The organism is Ralstonia sp. ASV6 (assembly GCF_016429285.1).
GTDB classification, from domain to species: Bacteria; Pseudomonadota; Gammaproteobacteria; order Burkholderiales; family Burkholderiaceae; genus Ralstonia; species Ralstonia flaminis.
On record NZ_JAELUI010000317.1, the window covers coordinates 1 to 1,210 of the forward strand.

Annotated in this window: 1 protein-coding gene; it reads right to left on the bottom strand. The window is 61.6% G+C overall.

Annotated features, from left to right (window positions below):
• Positions 1-1,209 carry an elongation factor Tu gene (gene tuf, locus JHD73_RS27810; protein ID WP_199033345.1) on the bottom strand — a complete coding sequence of 403 codons (1,209 nt, stop codon included), beginning with the start codon at positions 1,207-1,209 and terminating at the stop codon, positions 1-3.
• Position 1,210 lies beyond the last annotated feature (1 nt).

The following is a 1,210-nucleotide window of genomic DNA, read 5'->3' on the forward strand; positions in this document are numbered from 1 at the left end:
TTACTTGATGATCTTGGCAACGACGCCAGCGCCAACGGTACGGCCGCCTTCACGGATAGCGAAGCGCAGGCCTTCTTCCATGGCGATCGGGGCGATCAGCTTGACGGTGATCGACACGTTGTCGCCCGGCATGACCATTTCCTTGCCTTCCGGCAGGGCGATCGAGCCAGTCACGTCCGTCGTACGGAAGTAGAACTGCGGGCGGTAGTTGTTGAAGAACGGGGTGTGACGACCACCTTCGTCCTTCGACAGGATGTAGACCTCGCCCGTGAATTCCGTGTGCGGCTTGATCGAGCCCGGCTTGGCCAGCACTTGGCCGCGCTGAACGTCTTCGCGCTTCGTGCCGCGCAGCAGAATACCGACGTTGTCGCCTGCCTGACCTTGGTCGAGCAGCTTGCGGAACATTTCCACGCCCGTGCAGGTCGTCTTGTCGATCTTCGGCTTGTCGCCGTCCATGGCGATACCGACGATTTCGATTTCTTCGCCGACCTTGATCACGCCACGCTCGATACGGCCGGTCACCACGGTGCCGCGACCCGAGATCGAGAACACGTCTTCCACCGGCATCAGGAACGTACCGTCAACAGCGCGCTCCGGCGTCGGGATGTAGGTGTCCAGTGCGTCGGCCAGGTTCATGATGGCCACTTCGCCCAGCTCGCCCTTGTCGCCTTCCAGCGCCAGCTTGGCCGAACCCTTGATGATCGGGGTGTCGTCGCCCGGGAAGTCGTACTTCGACAGAAGTTCGCGCACTTCCATCTCGACCAGCTCCAGCAGCTCAGCGTCGTCCACCATGTCGCACTTGTTCAGGAAGACGATGATGTACGGCACGCCAACCTGACGGGCCAGCAGGATGTGCTCACGCGTTTGCGGCATCGGGCCGTCAGCGGCCGAGCACACCAGGATTGCGCCGTCCATCTGGGCGGCACCGGTAATCATGTTCTTGACGTAGTCGGCGTGGCCCGGGCAGTCAACGTGTGCGTAGTGGCGGTTGGCCGTTTCGTACTCGATGTGCGCGGTGTTGATCGTGATGCCGCGTGCCTTTTCTTCCGGCGCTGCGTCGATTTCGTCGTACTTCTTCGCTTCGCCACCAAACTTGGCGGACAGCACGGTGGCGATCGCCGCGGTCAGCGTCGTCTTGCCGTGGTCAACGTGACCAATCGTCCCAACGTTCACGTGCGGCTTGGTCCGCTCGAACTTTTCCTTTGCCATG

Bases quoted from the DNA above. Each gene is read 5' to 3' on its own strand.
- tuf (WP_199033345.1), bottom strand. From the start codon at position 1,209: ATGGCAAAGGAAAAGTTCGAGCGGACCAAGCCGCACGTGAACGTTGGG.